The 21,359-nt window shown below is 70.9% G+C and carries 14 protein-coding genes; 6 read left to right on the top strand and 8 right to left on the bottom strand.

Annotated elements, in window-relative coordinates:
* The first annotated feature begins 220 nt into the window (after window positions 1–220).
* Window positions 221–3,253, top strand: a complete 3,033-nt coding sequence (locus tag NIE79_RS33865) for an AfsR/SARP family transcriptional regulator (protein ID WP_308193242.1) — start codon at window positions 221–223, stop codon at window positions 3,251–3,253.
* 7 nt (window positions 3,254–3,260) lie between these two features.
* On the opposite strand, the gene NIE79_RS28135 is transcribed toward NIE79_RS33865, so the two are convergent.
* From NIE79_RS28135 to NIE79_RS28110, 6 genes are all read right to left on the bottom strand, one after another.
* Window positions 3,261–3,815, bottom strand: coding sequence for a dihydrofolate reductase family protein (locus tag NIE79_RS28135; RefSeq protein ID WP_238681449.1), 555 nt, complete (start codon window positions 3,813–3,815; stop codon window positions 3,261–3,263).
* Between the two features lie 73 nt (window positions 3,816–3,888).
* Window positions 3,889–4,455, bottom strand: a complete 567-nt coding sequence (locus NIE79_RS28130) for a hypothetical protein (protein ID WP_238681448.1) — start codon at window positions 4,453–4,455, stop codon at window positions 3,889–3,891.
* Window positions 4,456–4,472: 17 nt separating this feature from the next.
* Window positions 4,473–6,320 (bottom strand): S9 family peptidase, encoded by a 1,848-nt coding sequence (locus NIE79_RS28125; RefSeq protein ID WP_238681447.1) that lies wholly within the window; start codon window positions 6,318–6,320, stop codon window positions 4,473–4,475.
* The gene (locus tag NIE79_RS28120; protein ID WP_238681446.1) at window positions 6,321–8,099 is read right to left on the bottom strand and encodes an N-acetylglutaminylglutamine amidotransferase; all 1,779 of its coding nucleotides are present in this window, start codon (window positions 8,097–8,099) and stop codon (window positions 6,321–6,323) included.
* A 99-nt stretch (window positions 8,100–8,198) separates the two neighbouring features.
* Window positions 8,199–10,868, bottom strand: coding sequence for a carboxylate--amine ligase/circularly permuted type 2 ATP-grasp protein (locus tag NIE79_RS28115; RefSeq protein ID WP_238681445.1), 2,670 nt, complete (start codon window positions 10,866–10,868; stop codon window positions 8,199–8,201).
* 113 nt (window positions 10,869–10,981) lie between these two features.
* A complete protein-coding gene (locus NIE79_RS28110) occupies window positions 10,982–11,548 on the bottom strand; it encodes a DJ-1/PfpI family protein (protein ID WP_238681444.1) in 567 nt (188 codons plus the stop codon).
* Between the two features lie 53 nt (window positions 11,549–11,601).
* On the opposite strand from NIE79_RS28110, the gene NIE79_RS28105 reads away from it, so the two are divergent.
* Window positions 11,602–12,546: a GlxA family transcriptional regulator gene (locus NIE79_RS28105; protein WP_238681443.1), complete on the top strand. Its 945-nt coding sequence runs from the start codon at window positions 11,602–11,604 to the stop codon at window positions 12,544–12,546.
* A gap of 122 nt (window positions 12,547–12,668) precedes the next feature.
* Here NIE79_RS28105 and NIE79_RS28100 read toward each other — a convergent pair whose 3' ends face one another.
* The gene (locus tag NIE79_RS28100) at window positions 12,669–14,021 is read right to left on the bottom strand and encodes a cellulase family glycosylhydrolase (RefSeq protein ID WP_238681442.1); all 1,353 of its coding nucleotides are present in this window, start codon (window positions 14,019–14,021) and stop codon (window positions 12,669–12,671) included.
* 257 nt (window positions 14,022–14,278) lie between these two features.
* On the opposite strand from NIE79_RS28100, the gene NIE79_RS28095 reads away from it, so the two are divergent.
* The 4 genes from NIE79_RS28095 (at window position 14,279) to NIE79_RS28080 (ending at window position 20,568) form a co-directional block, all read left to right on the top strand.
* Window positions 14,279–15,484, top strand: coding sequence for a hypothetical protein (locus tag NIE79_RS28095; RefSeq protein ID WP_238681441.1), 1,206 nt, complete (start codon window positions 14,279–14,281; stop codon window positions 15,482–15,484).
* Between the two features lie 28 nt (window positions 15,485–15,512).
* A complete protein-coding gene (locus NIE79_RS28090; RefSeq protein ID WP_238681440.1) occupies window positions 15,513–17,249 on the top strand; it encodes a phosphoribosyltransferase in 1,737 nt (578 codons plus the stop codon).
* A 70-nt stretch (window positions 17,250–17,319) separates the two neighbouring features.
* A complete protein-coding gene (locus NIE79_RS34120) occupies window positions 17,320–18,258 on the top strand; it encodes an NUDIX hydrolase (protein WP_238681439.1) in 939 nt (312 codons plus the stop codon).
* A gap of 24 nt (window positions 18,259–18,282) precedes the next feature.
* Window positions 18,283–20,568: a hypothetical protein gene (locus tag NIE79_RS28080; protein ID WP_238681438.1), complete on the top strand. Its 2,286-nt coding sequence runs from the start codon at window positions 18,283–18,285 to the stop codon at window positions 20,566–20,568.
* Window positions 20,569–20,657: 89 nt separating this feature from the next.
* Here NIE79_RS28080 and NIE79_RS28075 read toward each other — a convergent pair whose 3' ends face one another.
* A complete protein-coding gene (locus tag NIE79_RS28075; protein WP_238681437.1) occupies window positions 20,658–21,278 on the bottom strand; it encodes a dihydrofolate reductase family protein in 621 nt (206 codons plus the stop codon).
* Between the last annotated feature and the right edge of the window lie 81 nt (window positions 21,279–21,359).

The raw sequence follows: 21,359 nt of genomic DNA, 5'->3' as shown, positions 1-21,359 counted from the left end.
ACATGTTTCTACCCGTTAATGCGGCCGCACGCCACGACCAGGGGTGGCGAACCTTAGCGCCGGGCCGCGACGCGAGCGCCGCTCCCCGCGATCTTGTGCTTTCTGCGGCCGTTAGGCGGCTTTCGCGCCTTATGACGCTGCACAAAGCGCAAGATCGTGGAGTTGGCCGACGCGCTTACTGTCCACTTCGAGTCGGCGCCGCGCGGCTAGGATGATCGCCGTGCAGTTCGGGGTGCTCGGGCCGCTCGCCGTGACCACGGACGCCGGCGAGCCGGTGGTGGTGCCCGGCACGAAGGTACGGGCGTTGCTGGCCGACCTGTTGGCCAACCGCAATCAGGTGGTCTCGGCGGACCGTCTCATCGACGACCTGTGGGGTGACGACGCCCCCGCCAACCCGGCCGGCGCCCTCCAGGTGCGGGTGTCGCAGCTGCGTAAGGCGCTCAACGATGCCGAGCCCGGCGCCCGTGAGCTTGTCGAGTCCCGCCCGCCCGGCTACCTGCTGCGGGTCGACGCGCTCGACGTCGACCACTTCGACGAGTTGGCTCGCCGCGCCGACGTCGAGCGGCTGACCGAGGCGCTCGCGTTGTGGCGCGGCGAACCGTACGCCGACGTGGCCGACGCCGAGTTCGTGCGTGCCGAGGCGACCCGCCTCGCCGAACAGCGCCTCGTCGTGCAGGAGCGACTGGCGCAGGCCCGGCTGGCCCGGGGTGAGCATGACCTGGTGGCCGCGGACCTGGCCGAGCTGGTCGCCAGGCATCCGCTGCGCGAGGGCCTACGGGCGGTGCAGCTGCGCGCGTTGTACGCGGCTGGCCGCCAGTCCGAGGCGCTGGAGAGCTACGCCGAGCTGCGGGCCCGGCTCGCCGAGGAGCTGGGCCTCGACCCCGGCCCGGAGCTGGTCGCCCTGCACCGCGGGATCCTCGAACAGGACGCCGGCCTGAACGCCCCGCCGACGGCGGCGGTCATCCGGAACAATCTGCCGGCCCCGCTCGACGAGTTGATCGGGCGGGCCGAGGCGCTGGCCGAGCTGCGGGCACTGCTGCCCCGGCAGCGGCTGGTCACGCTGGTCGGGCCCGGTGGCGTGGGCAAGACCCGACTGGCCACCGAGACGGCCCGCGCCGTGTCCTGTCCGGACGGCGTTCTCCTCATCGAGCTGGCCCCACTCCCGGCGGGTGACGCACGCGTCGCCGAACAGGTGCTCGGCGCGCTGGGCGCCCACGAGACCGCCGGAACGACAGTGTCCCTCGCCGACCGGGTGGTCACGGCCCTGCGACACCGGCAACTGCTGCTCGTGCTGGACAACTGCGAACACGTCATCGAACCGGTCGCCGAGCTGGTCGCCCGGCTGCTGCGCGACGTGCCCGGGGTGAGCGTGCTGGCCACCAGCAGAGAGCCACTCGGGCTGACCGGTGAGCTGCTCTGGGAGGTACCCCCGCTGCCGGTGCCCGACGACGGTGACCTGGACGCGGTCCGGCGCTCGGCGGCGGCCCGGTTGTTCGTCGCCCGCGCCGCCGCGCAGCAGCGCGGTTTCCGCCTCGACGGGCAGACCGCGACGGCGGTGGCCCAGCTCTGCCGCCGCCTCGACGGTCTGCCGCTCGCGTTGGAGCTGGCCGCGACCCGGGTCCGCGCGCTGGGCGTACGCGGGGTGGTGGACCGCCTCGACGACCGGTTCCGGCTGCTCACCACCGCGCAGCGGGACGTGCCGCCCCGGCAGCGGACGCTCACCGCGGTGATCGGCTGGAGCTGGGACCTCCTGGACGAGTCCGACCGGGTGGTGCTCGCCCAACTGGCGGTGTTCCCGGACGGCTGCACCCCGGAGGCCGCCGAACAGGTCTGCCGAACCGACCTGGACGCCCTCGCCCGGCTGGTGGACCGGTCGCTGGTGGTGCTCGATGAGTCCGGCTCGGCCCCCCGCTACCGGCTGCTCGAATCGGTGGCCGCGTTCTGCCTGGAACGCCTCACCGACGCCGACGAGGTACGCGGGCGGCACGCCACCTACTACACCGAGCTGGCCGAGCGCGCCGATCCCGGGCTGCGCGGGGCCGACCAGCAACGCTGGCTGGCGCTGCTCGACACCGAGCTGGCGAACCTGCGGTCGGCGCTGGCGCACGGTGGCGGGCTGCGTCTGGCGGTCGCGCTGAGCTGGTACTGGTTCCTGCGCGGCCGGCTCACCGAGGCACGGCGGGCGCTGACCGTGCCCGGCGACCCGTTGCAGGAGGCCCGAGCGGCACCCTGGCGGGTCGGCTTCGCCCTGTCGCAGGGCGAGGTGATCGCACCGGACGACGTGCGCGCCGCCGTGGCCGTCGACCCGGACAGCCACGCCGCGTGGTTCGCGGCCAACGCGGCGATCGAACACGGCGACCTGGCCCTAGTGTCGGAGCTGCTGCCCACCGCCGCCGCCGACCCGTGGACCGAGGCCGCGGTGCTCACCTCCCTGGCCCACATCGCACACGCCAACGGTGACCAGAGCACCCTGGAGCGCACCGCGACCCGCAGCGCCGCGCTCTTCGCCGACCTCGGCGACCGGTGGGGTCGACTCCGGGCGACCGAGTGGGTGGGCGGGCTTGCCGACATGCGCGGCGAGCACGAGCGTGCCGCCGCGCTGCACCGGGAGGGGTTGCGCTGGGCGGAGGAGCTGGCGCTGTGGCCGCAGGTCTGCGCGGAGCTGTCCTGGCTGGCCTGGCTCGCCGTGCAGACCCGCGACTACGCCCAGGGTCGGGAGCTGGCCGAACGTGCCTACGACCTGGCGGTGGAGCAGGGCTCGCCGGGTGCGTTGATCTTCGCGGAGATGAGCCTCGGGCTGGCCGCCCGCCGCGACGGCAAGCTCGACCTGGCCGTCACCCACCTCAGCCACCTCGCCGACCTGGGTCGGGGGGAGAGCCAACCCGCGCTCTACCTGCCGATGGTGCTGGTGGAGCTGGGCTACGCGGTCGAGCAGGGCGGCGACCCGGACGCCGCCCTGGCCCTGCACCTCGAGGCGTTCGAGGTCGCCACGGCAATGGCGACGATGCGGGACGCGATCAACCCACTGGAGGGGATGGCGGCGGCGGTGCGCTCCCCCGAGGTCGCCGCCCGGCTGCTGGGCGCCGCGGCCGCCGCCCGGCTCGCCACGCAGTCCCCCGCCGCACCGGCCGAACGCGACGACACCGACCGGGTGACCGCACGACTGCGGGCCGAACTCGGGCCGGAACGCTTCGACGCGCTGCTCGCCGAGGGCGCGCAGCTGAGCCCGGGCGAGGCCCGGGCCCAGCTCTGACCGGTGCTCAGGGGGTCACCTTCGGCTGGTACGAGGCGACGATCACGCCGCTCTTGTGCACCCGGGTGTCGACCAGGTCGAACGACGCCTTGACGTCGGCCAGCGGCACGGTGAGGCTGGGGCCGCCCTCCAACACCGGGTGGATCCAGAACCGGACCTCGTCGACCAGGCCCGCCCGGATCAGCTGGGCGGTGACCGAGCCGAAGCCGTACTGGATGATGTTCTTGCCCGGCTGGGCCTTGAGCGCGGTGACCGCCTCGACCAGATCGCCCTGGAGCACCTCCGTGTTGTTCCAGGTGGGGTTGGTCAGGGTGGTCGAGGCGACGTACTTCTTGACGTTGTTGAAGTACGCCGCGCCCGTGGTCGGGTCGCTCTCATCCATGTTCGGCCACACGGAGGAAAAGCCGTCGTAGGTGGCCCGGCCCATCAGCATCGCGTCGGCCGCCTCGGTCTGCGCACCGGCCAAGCTGGCGGCCTCCCCGTCGAAGTACGGCATGGTCCACATCGGGTTGTCGATGACGCCGTCGAGGGTGATGTAGGTCGAGTTGATGAGCTTGCGCATCGGGATCTCCTGGGTGTTTGTCGTGCTCTCCGGTGACACCCAGAACTCTGCCGGAGGCCGCTTACGATTCGCTTCAGGTGTCCTTACCCGCGTCGTCGGCCGGGCCCGACGCCCTGTCGGTCGACGGGATCGGCAGCGCCTGCGGGGTGACGGTGCCGCCGCCGGCCGAATGGGCCGGGGCGGGGCGGTCGCCGCCGCGGCTGTGCAGACGCCCGCGCCCGGCCGGACCGGCCCGCCGGGTCACCTCGACGGTCACCATCCGCACCGGCGGTGGCGGCGCGGTGAAACGCCCGACGCCCCAGCGCACCCAGATCGGGATCCGGCCGGCGTCCGCCTCCGCGCGCAACTTCTGCACCGTACGGGCCCGGTCGGTGTGGTCGACCTCCACCACGACGGGCGGACCGTCGGGACGGGCACACGCCACGTCGAGCACCGAGTGCCGCTGCTCCAGCGGCGGTGGCAACGGCAACACGCTGGGCGCGCGCCGGTAGACCCGCCAGCCCTGGGCCTCGGCCCAGCGCACCACCGAGTCGATCACCCGCGCGGTGACCTCGTCGGTGTCCAGGTCGACGAAAGTCACATCGGCCAGCCAGCGACCCAGGTCCGCGGCCAACCGCTCGTCCTGCGCCGCGACCTCCACCGGCGCAGGATATCGCCTCAGCCGACGACGGTCGCTGTCGCGGCGAGGTGCCGGGTCAGCCAACCGGTGGTGGCCGTACGGGCCGCCTCGGCGTTGGTCCGCGCCAGGAAGTCGTGCCCCTCCCCGGCGAGCACCAGGTGCCCGTGCGGCACACCCCGGTCGGCGAGGGCCTGGGCTACCTGCGCCGACTCGCCCGCCGGGACGTTGGTGTCGTTGGCGCCGTGGATCAGCAGCACCGGCACGTCCAGCCGGTCGATGTGGGTCAGCGGGGAGAGGTCGCGCAGCAGGTTGGCGTCCCGCTGCGGGTCGCCGTACTTGCTGACGGCGGCCGCGGCGATCCACGGCTCGGTGCCGGCGAAGAAGGTCCGGAAGTCGGAGATGCCGCACTCGGCGACCCCGGCGGCGAACAGACCGGGGAAGTTCACCAGCACCGCGAGGACCAGGTAACCGCCGTAGGAGCGGCCCAGAACGCCGAGCTGGCCGGGCCGGGCCACGCCGGCGTCGACGAGGTGGTCGGCACAGGCAGCCACGTCGGCGATCGCGCCGTAGCGGCCGGCGAGGTTGTCGGCGGCGACGAACGAGCGGCCGAACCCGGACGACCCGCGGACGTTGGGCGCGAAGACGGCGATGCCCTGCGCCACGAGGGCCTGGAACAGCGGGTTGTAGCCGGGACGCTCCTGCGCCTCCGGACCACCGTGCAGGCTGATCGCCGTCGGCCAGGGGCCCGGCCCGGCCGGGCGGTACAGCCAGCCGGACAGCGGCAGCCCGTCGCGGGCCCGCAGGTCGACCAGTTGCGGTGCGACACCGGCATCGTCGGTGCGCGGGACGCCGGTGTCCGGCCGCAGCGGGCGCGGCGTCCCGGTCGACGGGTCGACCAGCCACACCTCCCGGGGCTGCACCGGCCCCTGCGCGGTGAGGCAGAGCAGGCCGCCGTCGGTGGCGAAGACGGCGTCGCCGAGCACCTCGCCGGGGGCGGTGACGGCCCGCTGCACACCGCTGGCGAAGTCGAGCAGGCTCAGCTCGCTGCGCCCGCCGTAGGTGTTCCATAGCAACGCGCCGCGCTGCCCGTCCGCGCTGGGCGTGACGTGTTCCAACTCGGCGTCCGGTCGTCCGGCGAGCCGGGTCGGCGGCTGCTCCGGTCGGGTCAGGTCGACCCGCACCAGCGCGGCGAGTTCGGAGTACGCGTCGGTGCGGGCCAGCACGCTCGTGCCGTCCGGGCCGAACCAACCCTGGTCGGTGCTGCCCCGCCCGGTGTCCGGGAACAGCCGCCGCCGAACGCCGGTGGCCACGTCGAGCAGCTCCAGCCAGCGGGCGTTGCGCGGGCCGCGACGCAGCAGCGCCACACCGGCGTCCGGGGTCACGTCCAGGAGGGTGAGCAGGTCGCCCTGGGCGAGCACCCTCCGGTGCCCGGTGGCCGCGTCGACCAGGAGCGCCTGCCCGTCTTCGTCGGTCTCGGTGACCGCCAGGACCGCGCCGTCGGGCAACCAGCCGGCCAACGCCGCGCTGCGGCGGCCGAACCCGGCGATCTGGTGGCGTCGCGTGCCGTCCGGGCGCAGCACCCACAGCTCGGTGCGGGGCGCGCCACCGGGTGCGACGACACAGGCCAGCCACTGGCCGTCCGGGGACCAGCTCAGCGCGAGGACCGGCTCGTCACCGACGGGCAGCGCGACGGGCGTTCCCGCGTCGACCTCGCAGACCCAGACGCCGGGCGTGCCGGCCCGGTCGGAGAGGAACGCCACCCGGCGGCCGTCGGGGGACGGCGCGGGGGCGAAGTCCTCGCTGGTGGGCACCGGCGGCGACGCCGGCCGGTGGCTCGCGGGTCGGGGCCGCCGGGTGGTGCGCGGCGGCTCAATCCGTACGCCCATCTAAACCCCGATCCGCTGCAACCAGAGCTCCAGCAGCCCGAGCTGCCAGAGCGCGTTGGAGCCCAGCGTGGTCCGCCGGGCGTTGGGCGCGTCCAGCAACTCCTCCAGGTAGTCCTTGCGGAACAGACCCCGCTCGCGCGCCGGTCGGGCGGTCAGCGCATCCCGCACGTCGTCGAGCAGAGGGCCGGAGAGGTGCCGGATGGCGGGGACCGGGAAGTAGCCCTTCGGCCGGTCGATCACCTCGTCCGGGACGATGCCCCGACTCGCCGCCTTCAGCACCCCCTTGCCGCCCTGCGCCAGCTTCATGGACGGTGGGCAGGCGGCGGCCAGCTCGACCACCTCGTGGTCGAGGAACGGCACGCGGGCCTCCAGCCCCCAGGCCATCGTCATGTTGTCGACCCGCTTGACCGGGTCGTCGACGAGCATCACCAGGCTGTCCAGGCGCAGCGCCGCGTCCAGCGCGGTGTCCGCGCCGGCCGCGGCGAAGTGCGCGGCGACGAACTCCAGGCTGGCGTCGTGGTCGAGCATCCACTCGGGCGCCAGGTGCCCGCCGAGCGCGTCGTGACGACGATCGAAGAACACCCGGGCGTACGCCTCGACGGCGTCCGCGCGGGCCACGTTGGCCATCGGCGGGTACCAGTCGTAGCCGGCCAGGATTTCGTCGGCGCCCTGCCCGGACTGCACCACTGTGATCCGCTGCGAGACCTCCTCGGAGAGCAGGTGGAACGCGACGCAGTCGTGGCTGACCATCGGCTCGCTCATGGCGGCGATGGCCTGGTGCACGGCCGGGACGAACCGCTTCGCGCCGATGCGGATCTGCTGGTGGTCGGTGTCGAAGTGACGGGCCATCAGGTCGGAGTAGTGGAACTCGTCGCCGCTCTCCCCCGCCGCCGCCTCGAAACCGATGCTGAAGGTGGCCAGGCCGGTCTGGCCCTGCTCGGCCAGCAGGGCGACGATCAGGCTGGAGTCGAGACCGCCGGAGAGCAGCACGCCGACCGGCACGTCGGCGACCATCCGCCGTCGTACGGCGGTGCGCAACGCCGCCATGAGCCGTTCCTGCCACTCGTCGGCGGACATGGCGGGGGCGGCGGCCCTGGTGAACTCCGGCCGCCAGTAGGTGGTGTCGGTGCTCCGGCCGTCCGCGGTGATCACCCGCACGGTGGCCGGTGGCAGCTTGCGGACCCCGGCGAGGATCGTGCGCGGCGGCGGCACCACGGAGTGGAAGCTCATGTAGTGGTGCAGCGCCACCGGGTCGAGGTCGGTGTCCACGTCACCGGCGGCGAGCAACGCCGGCAGGGTCGAGGCGAAGCGCACCCGGCCCGGCCCCTCGGCCAGGTAGAGCGGTTTGATGCCGAGCCGGTCCCGGGCCAGCACCAGGGTGTGCGTGGCCAGCTCGATCAGGGCGAACGCGAACATCCCGTAGAACCGCTCGACGCAGGCCGTCCCCCACCGGTGGTACGCCTTGAGGATCACCTCGGTGTCCGAGGTGGACCGGAAGGAGTAACCGGCGGCTGTCAGTTCGTCGCGCAGCTCCCGGTAGTTGTAGATGCAGCCGTTGAAGACCATGGCCAGACCCAGCTCGGGGTCGACCATCGGCTGGGCGCCCGCGTCGGACAGGTCGATGATGCGCAGCCGGCGGTGCACCAGGGCCACCGGCCCCTGCTGCCACCGACCCTCGCCGTCCGGGCCCCGGGAGGCCAGGGCGGGGAGCATCCGCTCGACGGCGGCCAGGTCCGGCGGCGCCCCGTCGAGGCGGAACTCGCCTCCGATACCGCACATGGCACACACCTCTCATCGGCTGGATCCGCTGGGGGCCGCTGACCGGTCCAGGCTTGGTGGACCGGGTTGCGTCCCGATGACGGGTGGGTCAAGCGTCGGTTACGCCGACGGTTCGTCGGCTCCACCGAGCAGCCAGGTGTCCTTCGACCCGCCTCCGCGCGACGAGTTGACGATCATGCTGCCGGCCGGCGCCACCCGGGTCAGCGCCACCGGCGCGACCTCGGCGGTGTCACCGAGGAACACGAACGCCCGCAGGTCGACGTGGCGGGGAGCCAGCGCCGTGCCGTCGAAGACCGGGTGGGTGGTCAGCGCGATCATCTCCTGGGCGATCCACCGGTGCGGGGCCGCGAGGATCTGCTCCCGGACGGCGTCCAACTCCTCCGCCTCGGCGCGGGGGCCGATCACCACCCGGTCACCGCCGTACCCGTCGACCGGCTTGAGCACCAGCTCGTCGAGCCGGCCCAGCACCTCGGCCCGCTGCTCGGGCAGCCCACACAGGTACGTCGGCACGTCCCCGAGCAGCGGTTTCTCGCCCAGGTAGTACTCGATCAGCCGGGGCACGTACGCGTACAGCGCCTTGTCGTCACCGACACCGTTGCCCAGCGCGTTGGCCAGCGTGAGCCGCCCGGCGTGCACTGCGGCGAGCAGTGGCCACCCCAGCGGCACCCCGTCCGCGCCCGGCGCGTGCAGCAGCGCCTCCTCGTCCATCCGCAGGTAGATCACGTCGACCTCACGGCGGCAGCCCTCGCGGACCAGCCGGACCCGGCCCTCCTCAACCAGCAGGTCGCTGGTCTCGGTCAGCGGAACCCCCATCTCGTCGGCGAGCAGCCGGTGCTCGAACCACGCCGGATCACCCGGGCCGCTGCTGAGCACCACCACTGCGGGGTCGTCGGCCGCGGCGGGCGCGGCGGCGACCAGCGCCCGGTACAGCATCGCCGGCGTCTCGTCGGCGGGCAGCAGATCCTCCGGCACCGGCAGCTCCGGCAGCACCGCCTGGGTCAGCCGACGGTTCTGCACCGCGTAGCCGATCCCGGAGGGCACCCGCAGGTTGTCCTCCAGCACGTACCAACCGCCGTCCGGGTCCCGGACGAGGTCGGTGCCGGACACCTGGGCGCGGGTGCCCCGCCGGCCCATCAGCGCCCCGGTCGGGCGCAGCCCGGGCGAGGACTCCACCACCCACGCCGGCACCACGCCGTCGGCCACCACGGCCCGGTCGGCGTAGACGTCGCGCAGGAACGCGTCGAGGGCGCGGGCGCGCTGCACCAGGCCGGTACGCAGGGTCCGCCAGTCGGCGGCGGGCACCACCCGGGGCACCAGGTCGACAGGGAAGAGCCGGGTGCTCGCCTCACCGGCCACGCTGAACGTCACACCCCGGGCCCGCTGCTCCTCGTCCCGGTCGTGTTCGCGCTGACGCAGGGCGCCGGCACCGAGCTGCCGCAGTGCCGCGAGCATCGGGGCGTACGCCGGTTGCGGTCCGGCCGTTCCGAAGACCTCGTCGCCGGCGTCGGCGTACGTGGGCAGCTCCGGCGGTGAGGGCGCACCCGGCAGCGGACCGCGGACCCGGCCCCGGGTCTCGTCGAGCAGCAGGTCGACCACGTCGGCCAACCGGCCCCGTCGCTCGTACGCCCGCCGCTGGCGGGACGCGGAACTGCCGCGTTCCAGCGCGTACCGGGTCAGCTCGCTGACCTGCTCCCAGTCCCCGGTCGTCTCCAACTGTGGGCGCAGGTCGGTCACCAGACGGCGGACCGCCTGGGCGGCCGGCACCGGTCGGGCCGACCGGGGCAGGTCGAGCAGGTCGCCTTCCAACCCGGAGCGGGCCGCCCGCCACAGGGCGGCGCGCAACACCGGTGGTCGTACGGCAGTGCGCTCCACCCCGGCGCGCAGGGCCGCTACCTCCCGCCGGACGAGCGCCCGGAACAGGCCGGTGAGCAGGACGATGGTCTCCACGTCGGCGTTGGCGTCGGTGATCCGCAGCTCCACTGTGGGTACGTGCGCCGACGGCCGGACGTCGAAATAGATCATGGCGGGGTCGGTGATGGTCTCGGAAGAGATCAGCTCGGCGACCAGCGCCTCGTGGTCCGCGGCGCTGGTCACCTCGCCCGGGTCGCCGGCGGTGGGCCAGCGCTGCCAGACCAGCGATCGGACGCTGGCGTAGCCGCTGTCCTGGCCCATCCAGTACGGCGAGCTGGTGGAGAGGGCGAGCAGCACCGGCAGCCACGGCTGGACCCGACGGGTGACCGCCACCGCCAGGTCCCGGTCGGAGACGCCGACGTGCACCTGCGCACCGCAGATCAACTGCTCCCGGGCGAGGAGCTGGTACTCGTCGAGCATCCGCCGGTAGCGGGAGGTGGGGGTGACGCTGGGGTCGCCGTCGGCGCGCAGCGGCACCGTACCGGCCGCCACGATGCCCAGACCGGCCCGGTCGGCGACCCGGACGGCCGCCTGACGCAGCCGGGTCAGCTCGGCGCGGATCTCGTCCAGGGTGCGGCAGACCGCGGTGTTGGTCTCCACCACGCTGCGGTGCAGCTCGGCGGTGAACGAGGCCGCCGGCAGCCGGTCGAGCAACTCTCCGGCACGGGGCACCAACTCCCGGGTGTGCAGGTCGACGACGTGGAACTCCTCCTCCACCCCGATCGTGGCCAGGTCCGCCGGGTCGCCGCCGTCCAGCGACAGGACCGGGTTCGTACGGGGGGTGGGCAGTGTCCGGCCGTTGCCGGACCGGCCCACCGGCTCGTCGTACGTCGGCGCGTTCGTGGTGTTGTCGGCCATGGTCACCCCGGTTCGCGTGTCGGTGGTCTCGACTGTCCGACGAGCGTTCCCAGGGTTGGTACCGGGGGTGTTTCCGGCGCGTTAAGGTGACGCGCCCGTTCTGTCCGGGCTGCTCAGCGGCGCGCAGCCCGGTACTCGATGGACGTGGCGACCCGGTCGGCGGTGGCGGCGCCGAGCTCCCGTTCCGTGAGCCACAGCCCCAGATCGAGGCCGGCCGACAGCGCGCCAGCGGTGACCCGGTCACCGTCGTCGACCACCCGCTCGTCGAGGACCGTGACGTCGTGGGCGCGCAACTCGTCGTACGCGTTGCGGTTGGTGGTCGCCCGCCGACCGGTCAGCAGGCCGGCGGCGGCGAGGAGCAGCGCACCGGTGCACACCGACGCCATCCACCGCGCCGACGGCGCCAGTGCGGCCAGCTTCGCCGGCAGCACCCCGCGCTGCGCCTGCGCCCAGGCACCCTCGGGGGCCCGGTTCAGCCAACCGCCACCCGGGACGATCACGCCGTCGGCCTGACTCAGCACCCCGGGCACCTGGAGTTGGACACCACGCATGCTGGTGACCAGCCCCGATCGTTCGACGGCGACCAGCGCCACGTCGAAGCCGGCCATCGACAACACCTCGAATGGCCCGAAGACGTCCAGTTCGTCAAAGCCGTCGAACACCACGATCTCGATCCGCATACGGCCCAGGATCTCCTGCCCACTGGGCGGCGGCGAGTGGCATCCTTGCCACCATGCGTAAGAAACCCGCCACGCATCGGGTCCTCGTCCTCGCCCTGCCGAGGGTTGTCGCCTTCGATCTGACCATCGCGACTCAGGTCTTCGGCCACGAGGACCACGGCCGGTACGCGATGACGGTGTGCGCACTGGACGGTGGTTCGGTCTCCACCACCACCGCGGGCCTGGAGCTGACCGTCGCCGCGACGCTCGACGCGCTCGACGACGCCGACACGGTGATCGTGCCCGGATTCCGCCGTGGCCCGGCACCGCCGCGTGCTCTCGAGGCGCTGCGGCAGGCACACGGTCGTGGCGCCCGCATCGCGTCGATCTGCACCGGCGCCTTCGCGCTTGCCCAGGCCGGTCTGCTCGACGGCCGCCGCGCGACGACCCACTGGGCGCACGCCGACGCGCTCGCTCACGAGCATCCACTGGTGTTGGTGGACGCGAGTGCGCTGTACGTCGACGAAGGTCAGATGATCACCAGCGCCGGACTCGCCGCCGGTCTGGACATGTGCCTCTACCTCGTCGGCCGCGACCACGGGCAGGCTGCCGCCATCCAACGGGCCCGCCACATGGTCACACCGCTGCACCGAGCCGGCGGTCAGGCCCAGTTCATCCCGGTCGGCGTTCCGGCTGAGGGCGACGAGTTGGCCGGGGTCATCACCTGGGCGAGCAGCAACCTGCACCGCCCGATCACCGTCGCGGACCTTGCCCGGCAGGGTGTGATGTCCAGCCGTACGCTGCACCGCGCCTTCCAGGGTCGGTTCCGGATGAGCCCACGTGCCTGGCTGATCCAGCAACGGCTGCGCGCCGCCTGCACCCTGCTGGAGAACGGCGGGATCACCATCGACGAGGTCGCGCGGCGTACCGGCCTGGGCACGGCGACCAACCTCCGCGCGCATTTCCAGCGGGCCTTCGCCACCACCCCTACCGCGTACCGGCGGGCTTTCACACAGTGACCCTCCGAGGGTGGCCGTGGCGGGTCGTGGCGGGGTCGGCGATGTCGGGGTGCCCCGCCGGCCTGGACACCCCGACATCAGCAGTCTCGATTCGAGCAATCCCGGTCAAGGAACGGCCGGAATCACCTCATGTTGGCCACCACGAACGGCGCGTGGCCGTGCAGGTAGTTGGTCCACCCGCCGGTCACCGGCGCTCCCGGGCTGAGCAGGTTGGTGGTGTCGGTGCCGACGTCGAGCTTCCAGGCCGTCCAGGAGATGCCGTTCGCCTTCATCCAGTCGATCCAGGACTGTGCCTCCGGCAGGCAGGCCCGGCCGTCGAGGCCGCCATCGGCGTTACTGGCGCCCCACTCCGTGACGAACAGCGCCAGACCCGCGCGGATCGCCGCGTCACCCTTGGCGCGCAGCGACGCCCCGTGCGTGCAGGAGTAGAAGTGCAGGGTGTACATCAGGTTGGTGCCGGTGACCGGGCTGGCCGCCGCGACGTCCACGTCCTGTGACCAGGTCGGGGTGCCGAGCACGACGATGTTGTCCGGGTCGGCGGCGCGGATCGCGGACACCACCGCCTGGTGGTACGGCTTGATGACGTTGGTCCAGCTGACCTGGAGCGGCTCGTTGTAGGGCTCCCAGATGACGTTGGGCAGGTGGCCGTACCGGCGGGCCAGGTCACCGAAGAACGCCACCGCCTGGGACTGGTTGTTCTGCGCCTCGTGCGCGTGCCAGTCGACGATCACGTAGACCCCGGCGGTGACCGCGTTGTTGATGATGGTCTCCACCTGGGCGCGCGCCCTGGTCGGATCACTGAGGTACGCCCCCGCCGGCTCCACGCCCATGGCCGCGCGGATCACCTGGAGGTTCCAGTTGTCGCGCATCCAGGTCAACGCGGAGAGGTTCTCGGCGTACGGGGCGGTCTCCCAGTTGAGCCACATGCTGCTGATGCCGCGCAACTGCACCCGCGCGCCGGACCTGTCGCACATCGTGGTGCCGCAGACCCGCAGTTGCCCGTGCCGCTCGACCGGCGTGCCGGTGGTGGGCGGCGGCGTGGTCGGGGGCGGGGTGGTGGGCGGCGGCGTGGTCGGGGGCGGGCCGCCGGCACAGGACGCGCCGTTCACTGTGCAGTTGAGCGGGGTGCCGGTGCCGTTGACGAGGAAGCCGAACGAGGTGGAGGCGCCGGCGGCGAGGGTGCCGTTCCAGGACACGTTGGCGAAGGTGTAGTGGCTGCCCGAGGTCGTCTGCTGCGCGTTCCACGACTGGCTGACGGTCGAGGGGGACGGCAGGTCGAACTCGACCCGCCAACTGGTGATCGGTGCGGAGGTGTCGTTGGTGACGGTGACCTGCCCCTGGTAGCCGTTGCCCCAGTTGTTCGTCACGGAGAACACGGCGGTGGCCGCGCTGGCCGGTGTGGCGGCGACCAGTGCCACCCCACCTGCGAGCAGGCCGGCGACGGCCAGGGTCGTGACAAGTCTCAGTGTGCGCATGCGGAACCCGCTTCGGATCGACGGTGGTGGTCTGAGGCGGGGCGGCGCCTGCGCGCAGGATATCGATCAACGATGATGTATCGCAAGGTCGCGGCGACTTCCGGGATATTCACGACCGATCTCCACGGCCGAGGATCAGCGGCAGAGTCAACTGATTGACACAGCCCGAGCGAGGCTTGAAAGGCCATCGACAGGCACGTACTGTGGCGGACGTCACGGCCCGTCAGCACCCTGCCAATCCATTCTGCGGAGCTTCAGTGCAACCCTCGGAGACCAGAACTGCTGCCGACCGTCTGGACATTCGCGAGGTCCCGCTCGGCGAATCAGTTGATCTAGATCGCCTGATTCAGGCCGTCTCCATTTACGGTGGCGGCCCCGACGACGACCGTCTCACGCTCGTCGACTTTCGACGAAGTAGCACTTTCGACGTCATCGCTCTGCTCTTTCTACTCGGCATGGTAAAGGCTCGACTGAAGGACGATCGGCTCACCCGCTTCCGGCTGCCGCAGAGCCGGGCGGCGCTGAGCGCCTTGCGCGGCGCCGGATTCCTGGACGCGGCGAGCCACGTGACCCGAGCACCACTCCCCCTGCTGCTCGCCCGCGAGGATGTCCAACGGCTGGCGAAGCCGCCGGAGACGTTGAATTGGGGCACCGGCACCGCGACCGAGCAGATCCTGCAGGATCTGCAGCACAAACGGGTGCTCGGCCTGTCGCTGCACCCACTCGGCAACGAGACCGACAAGAACCGGATGGTCGAGAACGAACTGGAACGGTGGACCGATCCTCTGGCCCTCGCGCTCTTCAGCCAACACCTCAAAGAGGCGGCCGAATGGGATGTCGCTCGGGTCGTCGTGCACGAGATCTTGGCGAACGTCCAGGAACATCCGCAAGCGTCGGTGGCGGTAGTCGCAGCCCAGATGTCATTACCGACCGGCAGACGCGAGAGCGCTGACGGCGGCCTTACGGTCGCGGTCTGGGACGACGGCAAGTCGATCGTCGAGACGCTTCGGGAGTGCATGGTCAGTCGGGGAGACGTACGGGTGTCGCCGCCGCCGGACCGCTTCACCGTTCGAGTCGTCCGCTCGTCGAGCATCCCCGGGCCACCGGGCCACCCCCCGCTGCTGCCCTCGGACTGGTCGCCCTCCCTTGACGGCGACGATGCCGAACTGCTCCTGGCCAGCCTCTTTCCCGGGATCTCCCGCAAGGATCCACGCGGCAGAGCCCCCGACACGGACAGAAGTGACATCTTCCTGGGCTGCGGGCTGTACTTCCTCTACCGTCACGTCATCGATGTCTTCCGCGGATCGCTCGACCTCTACTCCGGCTCGACCCGACTGACGATAAGCGCGGAGAGCGATCCGGAGAGCGGCGCCCAGTACCTGGTGACCGTGCATGGCGGTCCCCGCGTTCCCCGCATTTCCGGCAACCTCGTCGTAGCCCGGCTGCCGACTCATGCCGGCTGACATCCGGGTTGTGCCGAAGGTCCTCAGGATGGGCAGTCCTACCGCCGAGGACGTCTCGCGAGATCGGCTGGAGTTCTACGACCATTTCGTACGCGCGATCCGTAGTGACCCTCCGGGCCGCGTCACAGTGGAGCAGGCTCAAACGATCTACCTCAGCAGCCAGCAGATCGACACCTCCCCCTGGCTGGTACGCGAGCGGCTGAAGGCTGACCTCGACGGGGAATGGAGCACCGACGAGGTCATCCTCCTGCTGGTGGATCTCACGATGAATCTGCCCGCCCTGATCCGGGAGACGGTGTTCGCCTACGTGGGCGAGGCGATCGGTGAGTTGGTGTCGGAAAACCAGCGCTACCAGGCGATCGTGCTGATGCCCGTTCTTCATACTCCGTTGCAGGCGTCCTTTCGCAACCGTGCGAACCAGGCCGGTTTCGTCGGCCACATCATGATCCAGTACAGCGACGGCAGGCGTTTCCTCGTTCTCGCCGACCAGCCCGACGTGCATCTCGAGACCAATTCCGACTGGGCCGAGCAGCTCGAACGACTGAACCAGCCGATCGCTCAGCGCATGGGCGGAAAGATCCTGCGGATGTTGGGTCACTACAAGTTCGGCAGCGCCGACGACTACTGCACCCGCTACTTCTTCGACGCCTCCTATGCCGTACCGGAGATTGGGCAGATCGTTCGGAATGTGGTGGCCGAGGTCCAACGGCAGCATTCGGGCGCGCTCGCCATCCTCTCCCATCAGACGAAGTCACCGTGGTTGCACCGGGTAGCAGTCGACGTGGCACAACGACTCGGGATCCAACCCGTCGCGCTGCCGCCGTTGGAACAACTCAGGGACGCCCCCATCACGCAGGGCACTGCGATACTCCTGCTCGACATCCTGAACACCGGTGCCAGTGCGCGGTCGTTGATCGAACGGCTACGGAAGTTGGGCGTGGACGTCTTTGGCACGGTTGTCGCGGTCTTCGTCGAACAGGGGCGGCTCGGTCCCGACGGCGACGTGACTGATTTGGTGGCCGCCGGGCGGTCCTACACCGTGCGCGGCATCGCCGATCCGGTGCGGCGCGAGCGCACCGCCCGACAGGACTGCGACCAGTGCACCGCCGGCCTCCCCCACCTCGACCCCCTCGGGGACGACCGGCAGCTGATCCGGACGTACGACATGTGGGAGATGCTGCTCGACGCTGAGTGGGTCGAGGAGAGCTACGGCCCACCCGCCCGGTCCAGGTTCCGCCGTTCTCCGGACTTCGAGCAGATCTTCCAGGAGTACGGCGACTGGATCGCCTACAAACTGGACCAGGCACTACGGAGCATGACCCTCGCCGGCGCGGTACGTGACGAGGTCGTCTACGTCTGTCCAGACGAGCCGGCGATGCGACAACTGGTGCGGCGGCTCAGGGCCCGCCGCAGCGGACGGCCTGGCGCCGTACACATTCCTCGCGCCGTGCTCCGCGATGCCGAGCGGAACGACTTCTCCCGGATAGACATGGACGCCGGCCTCGGCTGGACCCGGCAACTACGGCTGCTACGCGAGGGCAGCGGATACGACGTCGCCATCATCGATGAGATGAATGCCTCCGGCGCCACTGCGCGCTCCATGATCAAGGTTCTCGACCACGCCGGCGTCGTACCGGTGGCTTATCTTCCCCTGTTGAACCGCGTTCCGGGCTTCCAGCTCACCAGGCGAGGCGGGGTGGCCGTCCCCATCTGTCCACTGTACGAGATTCCTTCGCCTCGACCGGGAGCGCCGGTCGACTCCTAACCTCGTCCGGGGAGGAACGATCAATCTTCCACGCGAACTACGGAAACAGCTGGCGCAGATCATCGAGAGCGTGCCCGGTGCCGACGACGGGGCGGTCGACCTGGAGCGGCTCTGCCAGACCACGGGAGTCTCCGCCGCTGCCACACCGGCTGTCGCCGATCTCCTCGTCCTGGTGTTCGACATCTTCGACGTGGTACGCCTCACCGTCGAACCGACAACCGGGCAGCGCCTGATCAAGGCGAACGCTCCGGCCGCGGGTCTGTTCCTGAGCAGCCTCGCCGAGCACGTCCGTGCGGGCCAGCCGATCCTGGGCAACTGGGACCGCGCCGGGACCAGTGAACCGCCGTACCACATTCAGCAGGTGCTGGCCGGTCCGCAGTTCCTCTACCTGATGGAACAGCAGCGAATGGAGGTGGACCGGTCAGCACGTCCGCTGCGCCACACCGAGGTGAGTCAGATCGTCATCAAGGTCGGCTTCCCTCTGTTGGGGCGCCGTTACCTGATGCTGTACGACGGGGCCGCCCGGCAGTACCAGCTCCCCGGCGGTCACCGGCGAGCCGGCGACCAGGATCCGCGCGCGGTGGCGGTGCGGGAGTTGGAGGAGGAACTACCAGGCTTCGTCTTCGACCCGCGGCGCGACACGTTGTCAGAGCTGGGAGCTGTCGAGGTGGAGCAGCTGTCCCGGACGTTCGGCGTGGTAACCAGATACCGCATCACCTTCTTCCAGCTGCTGTCGACCCGCCGGGTCGTGCCAGTCGGCCCGGACAGCCGCTGGGTCGCCGAGGCGGCCCTCCTGGGAGATGCCGCGACCGTCAAGGGCCGAACCCTGAACATCGCCGGCCTCCGCCGCCTGGTCGACGGCCGTCCTGGTGGCCTGACTGGTCTGGCGGAGGGTATAGGGGTTCACCGGGGACCGGCACTCGCGGAGATCGTTCGGGAGAAGCCCTGGGAAATCCTGGGCCTCATCGTGGGTGTGCTGGGTCTTGTTCTCACGCTGGTCCTGGCTTGACCGGCACACAGACAGGGGGATGTCATGGAAGGGAGCATCGGACCAGATTCGGACTGGGCCCTGATCAGCGACGAGCAGCGGGAAATGTTGCGCCGCTGGGCCACTGTGAAGTCGGCGACCATCACCCGGGAGGAGTGGCTGGGTGACGGCACCAGCGGGGTGCCGGTGGCAGTGGCGACAATACGCATGCCGCACCTGACCCGTCACAAGGTCATTCTCCGGTTCTACGAACGCGACTCCAGAGAGATAAAGCGTGCGTTACTGGCCCAGGACCAGTCGCCGTTCTGCAAGAAGCACATTCCGCAGGTGGAGACCGTGACAGTCGCCCGCGAAGGGCCCATCGCCTATTTCGACGTCGCAGGTCAGGACTCCGCCGTATGGCGTCCGCTGGTGGAGGCCATGGATCGACCGGATCTGCCGGCACACCTACAGGGGATGATCACCTCCATCCTGCGAGACTGGAACACCCCGCCGCCGCCGGGGAGCGATGTGTGGGAGGGCACGGCTGAGGGCTACTTGGCCCGGATGATTCACGGCTGGTCGCACCCGCGTTCCGATCCGGGGGCGCGACTGCTCCGTTGGGCGAGCGAGAATGGCATCGCGGCCACTCAGGAACGGCTGCCCTGGTCCCGAAAAGCACTGCTCAACCCCCTTGCCGTCCTGGGGGCCGACCCGAACAGTTCGCGGCGGTTGCACTTCCTCGCGGGGCGGGCACACGGAGACCTGAACGTGCGCAACATCTTCTTGAAGATCGACTCCGAACTGGACGGCACCGACTACCAATTGATCGATCTCGGCGGCTTCGACTCGCACAGCCCTCTGGCCCGGGATCCGATGCACCTCCTGCTGTCGATCACGGCCGAGTGGATACGCGACTACCTCATCATCAACGACAACACTGGTCCCGCGTTGATCAATGCCCTCCTCGACCCCACCGGAACCCGACTCCCGCAGAGCAACGACTTCAAAGGGCATCGGGAGATCAGCAACGCGATCCACCAAGCCGGACGAGAGGTGGCCTCCGCCCATGGCTTCGGCGGCGAGTGGACCGCGCAGACGATGCTGTCGCTGGCCGGCTGCGCGCTGCTGTTCGCCGATCGGGACCTGCGAATGAGGGACGAGCAGGTGGCCCGCACCTGGTTCTTCACCCTGGCGGCGTCCGCTCTGGACAGGTATTTCGAACTGGCCCCAGCCGCGCGTCCCGATACTGCCCGCCTCGCTCAGGAGCAAGGCCCTCAGGCAGTCCCGGAACCCGTCGGCCCGGCGGAGTCTCAGGCCGCCACTGAGTCGTGTTCGACAATCGCCCATCTGCTCAACAAGCGGACCCGGAGCGCGAGCGGGCTCCATCCCGAGCAACTCGCCCTGCTCCTCGCCGACTACGGCTCGCGGGCGCCACTGCTGACCGAGGACCGACGAGTGAAACTGGCGGCCGCTGCGATGGGTGCGTTCTCGCCGCCGTCGGTCACGTCGGCGCCGCGGGTTCCACGACCACGCCGTACGGACGTCGTGAGGTCCCACCCCGACGGTCAGGAGGTGGACGTCGCCGTGCTGACAACCGACGCGGCGGAATTTCGGGCCGTGCTCGCCGCCTTCGGTGCAACCGCCGTGGACTCGAACGCCGACCGGGAGGGATCGCGGCGGGTCGCAGTCGAGGCACCCCGTCTCGGTCGCCCCCTCTCGGTACAGATCGTGCGCGTGCCCGAGCGACTTCGGCACGGTGGTCCGTCCACCGCATTCGGCCCGATCGAGGAACTCGTTCCGCACGCGTGCGTCCTGGTCGGATCGGCACGCGGTCACCGGAGGCGCCGACTGGGTGACGTCGTCGTGCCGGCCTGGGTCGGCCGTTACACGCACACCCAGGCCGGCATCATCACGCCCGCCGCTCCGGTCCGGATCCCCGAGCACATTCGGACCCTGCTCGCCTACTACGAGGGCGCACCTACCCTGTTCGAAGACCTCGCTGCGCGGTTCCTGCGCAGCGTGCCAGGCGATGCACCACCTCGGATCGTGCCGCGCGTCGTACTCGGCGACGCCGTCGCCGTCGCGAGCGGCGACCCGGAGTTGCTCGACTCGGTCACGCCAGACGACCTCCACGGCGAGGACCCACGCCTGGAAGCCGTGGACACGGAGTCCTACGAGTTCGGCACTCGCAACGCGGGCCGGCTCTGGGCGGTCCTACGCGGAATCGTCGTCGACAGCACCGACGACGCCCAGAAATTCCTCGCCGCCGGCGTGGCTGCGGCCTGCCTGAGGGACTTTCTCGAGCACGACTATCTGCCGACCGCGGCATATCGCTCGGCAGTATCGTAACCGGCCAGGGGGCAGCACGTCCCGCTCCGTCGCGGTCCACTGCGCCGCGGCGCCGTCGTGGTCGTGCCACCCGAACTCACGGACATGGATCACGGTGCCGGGTGTAGGACGCTGCCGTACGAGGGCTCGCCCGCCACGTCGTACGTGGCATAGACGACGCCGGCCTCCGTGGTGCGCGAGCCGGTCAACCGCAGCCCCGCCGGGGCGGCCCCCTCGGCGAAGAGTCGCTTTCCCTGGCCGAGGACGACCGGGAAGATCAGCAGGCGGTACTCGTCGACCAGCCCCGCCGTCTGCAGCGTCCGCAGCAGGTCGCTGCTGCCCTGCACGAGCAGCTCGCCGTCGGTGCGCCGCTTGAGCACGGCGACGGTCTCGGCGGCCTCACCGACCAGGACCTCGGTGTTGCGCCAGTCGGCGGTCATCGGGCTGCGCGTCGCCACGTACTTCGGCATGCTGTTGATCTTCGCGCCGCCGTCCTCGTCGGCGACGTTGGGCCAGTGCGCGGAGAGGGTGTCATAGGACTTGCGACCCAGCAGCATCGCGTCCGCCCGCTCGAACACGTCGCCCATGATCTCGCCGAACCCCTCGTCCACGTGCGGCGGCAGCCACCCGCCGTGCGGGAATCCGTTCGAGTCGTCCTCGCCGGGGCCGCCGGGGCCCTGCATCACACCGTCCAGGGACAGGAACGTCCCCACCACCAGTCTGCTTGCCACCTCGCGGCTCCTTCCCAGTCGCAGGACAGAGACAGAGTCAACACAACCGACCCGACCCTACTGAACCGCCACCGCGAGTGC

Origin of the sequence: Micromonospora trifolii, assembly GCF_022229005.1 — a bacterium.
Lineage (GTDB): Bacteria > Actinomycetota > Actinomycetes > Mycobacteriales > Micromonosporaceae > Micromonospora > Micromonospora trifolii.
This window is presented reverse-complemented; position numbering and strand designations above follow the sequence as displayed.